Origin of the sequence: Mangrovimonas xylaniphaga (assembly GCF_001280435.1) — a bacterium.
GTDB classification, from domain to species: domain Bacteria; phylum Bacteroidota; class Bacteroidia; order Flavobacteriales; family Flavobacteriaceae; genus Mangrovimonas_A; species Mangrovimonas_A xylaniphaga.
The window spans coordinates 1-3,147 of record NZ_LBIP01000034.1 but is presented as its reverse complement, the minus strand read 5'-3'; the positions used below and the strand labels follow the sequence as shown (position 1 = coordinate 3,147).

Annotated in this window: 4 protein-coding genes; all 4 read left to right on the top strand. The window is 29.5% G+C overall.

Annotated elements, in window-relative coordinates; all coding sequences use genetic code 11:
* Positions 1 to 182: 182 nt before the first annotated feature.
* The gene (locus ZA06_RS16590; protein ID WP_053978618.1) at positions 183 to 596 is read left to right on the top strand and encodes a hypothetical protein; all 414 of its coding nucleotides are present in this window, start codon (positions 183 to 185) and stop codon (positions 594 to 596) included.
* Between the two features lie 156 nt (positions 597 to 752).
* Complete coding sequence (locus ZA06_RS16585) at positions 753 to 1,487, top strand: hypothetical protein (RefSeq protein ID WP_053978617.1); 735 nt, start codon at positions 753 to 755, stop codon at positions 1,485 to 1,487.
* Between the two features lie 62 nt (positions 1,488 to 1,549).
* A complete protein-coding gene (locus tag ZA06_RS16580; protein ID WP_053978616.1) occupies positions 1,550 to 1,924 on the top strand; it encodes a hypothetical protein in 375 nt (124 codons plus the stop codon).
* 182 nt (positions 1,925 to 2,106) lie between these two features.
* Entirely contained in the window at positions 2,107 to 2,889 is a 783-nt protein-coding gene (locus tag ZA06_RS16575; protein ID WP_053978615.1) for a hypothetical protein, read from the top strand.
* Positions 2,890 to 3,147: the final 258 nt, after the last annotated feature.

Genomic DNA, 3,147 nt, shown 5'->3' with positions numbered 1-3,147 from the left:
CAAAAAATAAAAAAACGATTTGCCAACAATGTGTAAAAACCATTGCTTCGGACATTTCCTTCGGAAAGTCCTCTTTCTATATTAATTTTGTTTCTTTTTTCTCTCATAATTTCTTAATTTCCCGCAACGGATTCTTACACGAACCGTTGCACACAATTACCGAAAAGAACTAAAAATTTTAAATGGGAATATTTAATAAACTCTTCAGTAAAACTAATGTTACACCTGAATTTGATTTCATAAAATCATACAAATACAGAGACAAATATTTTTCAAGGACAAAACAATGGACTTGGCTAAACCCTGAGCAAATTTCTTTAATTGAAAAAGATGAAAACGGAAAAATAAAAATGACCACTATGGAATACTGGTCACAAGAAATGTTCCTTGATGCTGATGGACAGGTGACCATTTCAGACTATCTAAATGTATTAATAAAACAATTTAAAGATAGTAAAATGAAAATTCCAAAAGACTTAGACGAATTTATGACAGAAAAACTTTGGAGTCTAAAAACTGATTTACATGCCATAGAATTTACTGATTCACCAAACATGCTTCAGCCTGAATTTAAAAACCCAATTAATAAAAACTAACTGTGTACAACACAGTGTATAATTCATTGCTTCCGATTTTCCTCTCGGAAAATCCTCGCAACTTTGCTACCTTAGTTTCTTAACTCTGAAAATCCTGCGGATTTTCACGCAACGAAACTATACACAAACCGTTGTGGTTAATTAAAAAAAACAAGAATGAGATATAGAATTCTAATTATAGTGGTATTCCTTGTGGTTATTATCTATACATTATTTTCTCTTTCTACTAATATTTCTAAAATTCAAGTAGTTCAAGAGCCAAAGTATCTGAATGAATTGTTTGTTGATAAACAAAGAATCCATCATTACAAAACTGAAGTTATGTTTGAAAAAACAGATACAATCTCAATTTACAATGTGGATAATTTCAATTATGGAATTTTTGCTGTTAGAAAAAAAGCTAAGGAAATACCATTAACTGAATTGATCAATGTTACTAACAACAAGGCAACTAAGCTTTCTGGATTTTCTAAAGGTTCTATTTTTAATAATCACCTGAGTTACAAATTTGGTGAAGTAAAACAATTAGACAGAATAAAAATTAACGGTATCTCTGAGAATATAATTGGAGAAAAGATATTTAACGACTCCTTAATATTCTTTTCATTGAATCCTAAATCGAGTGTCTCAATTAATTTTAATGAAAACAAAGTTGTTTACTTAAATAATTCTGATGCAAAGAAAAACAATCAAATTCTTATTTTAAAAGAGAATAATTACATTTATTTAATAATAGCAAAACCTATTAACTCATCAACAAAGAACACTTTCAATCTTCTGGATTGCATTAATCTTAAAAGTAAACAAACTAACCACAACACCGTGTATAATTCATTGCTTCCGATTTTCCTCGCGGAAAATCCTCGCAATTTTGCTAACTTAGTTTCTTAACACGAAAATCCTGCGGATTTTCACGCAACGAAACTATACACAAACCGTTGTGTACAATTTAAATGAACGAAATCTTAAAAAAATTATCAAAAGAAATCTTAAGCGGACTTGAGGTCAGCGTAATACTTGACAACCCCAAAGAATTTCCTTCTGAATTAATTAAAAAAATTTCAATTGAAACTGCAAAACAATATTGGAATGGTGAAATTGACTTTGCTCAAGGAGATTATATCATGAATAATTTGCAATCATTTTGGGTTACAAATGACTATTTCTTTAAAAATTTTGGATTTGGTAAAATTGCTACAGACTGTTATAAGGCCTTTGATGCAGGAGAATATCCAAGACCAAATGACGATATAAATAATGCCCCTGATGAGAAATACTCAAAATCATTAATCAAGAAACTATTACAAGAAACAAAAATTATAAAATAAAAAAACTGTACACAACACAGTGTATAATTCATTGCTTCTGATTTTCCTCTCGGAAAATCCTCGCAACTTTACTATCTTAGTTTCTTAACCCGAAAATCCTTCGGATTTTCACGCAACGAAACTATACACAAACCGTTGCCAGTAATTTAAACGAATAGGCATATACAACATCAATTGATTAAATGAAAAAACAATTTCTTTTATATTTTTTAGGAATTATAGTCTTTGTTTCTTGTAAGAACACACAAGACGAAATGACTGAATTGAATTCATTTTTACAAACGAATTATGAATTCAATACTAGGGCATTTAACCAATATAGAGGAGATTATTATCAGAGAATTGAGGAACAGCCTTCTCGTAAAAATGAGAATCTAAATCAATTAGATTTAAAATATGAACTATTAATTAAGGATATTGATAAAGCAATTTCTAGCAAAGAAGATAATCTAGAAAAAATAATTGCAGACTATCAAACAATAGTTAATGAGATTCCTGAAATTGTAAATCATAGAAAGGATTATTTACCAAATAACCTTGATATTACAAAACTTAACACATCAGGTTCAAAAGAATTTTATCTAAACTTTATAAAAAATAGGCTAACAATTGCAATGGCTTATGCTTTTGAATATGCCGGTCGAATAACTGGCGTTGCTGATGGATTATACACAGTAGAAGTAGATAGCATTACCACAAAACGAACTGAAAATGGAATAAAACTAACTTTGGCTTCAAAACACGGACAAAGCATCAAAGAAAACAGACACATAATAATAAATAGTATCGAGTTTAATGGTCATGAAAAAAACTTTGATTTTAATCTAAAGCACAATTATTCTTTTGCTGACATTGAGCTTGACTCCTTACAAAATGGAAATTATAAAATAAACGGAATTTTACGTTTTTATCACAGAGAACGAAAATTTGATATTCCGTTTGAAAAAGAATTTAAAGTGGAATAAAAACTACTGGCAACACAGTGTATAATTCATTGCTTCCGATTTTCCTCACGGAAAATCCTCGCAACTTTGCTATCTTAGTTTCTTAACACGAAAATCCTAGCGGATTTTCACGCAACGAAACTATACACAAACCGTTGGCAATAATTTATGAAAATCATAATGGAAGAAGAACCTTTGATATTTGAAGAAAAAGGATTTCCTTCAATCCGAGTATTTAATAATCATTTTGAAATAAAAGCAATTGATTATTGGGAATAT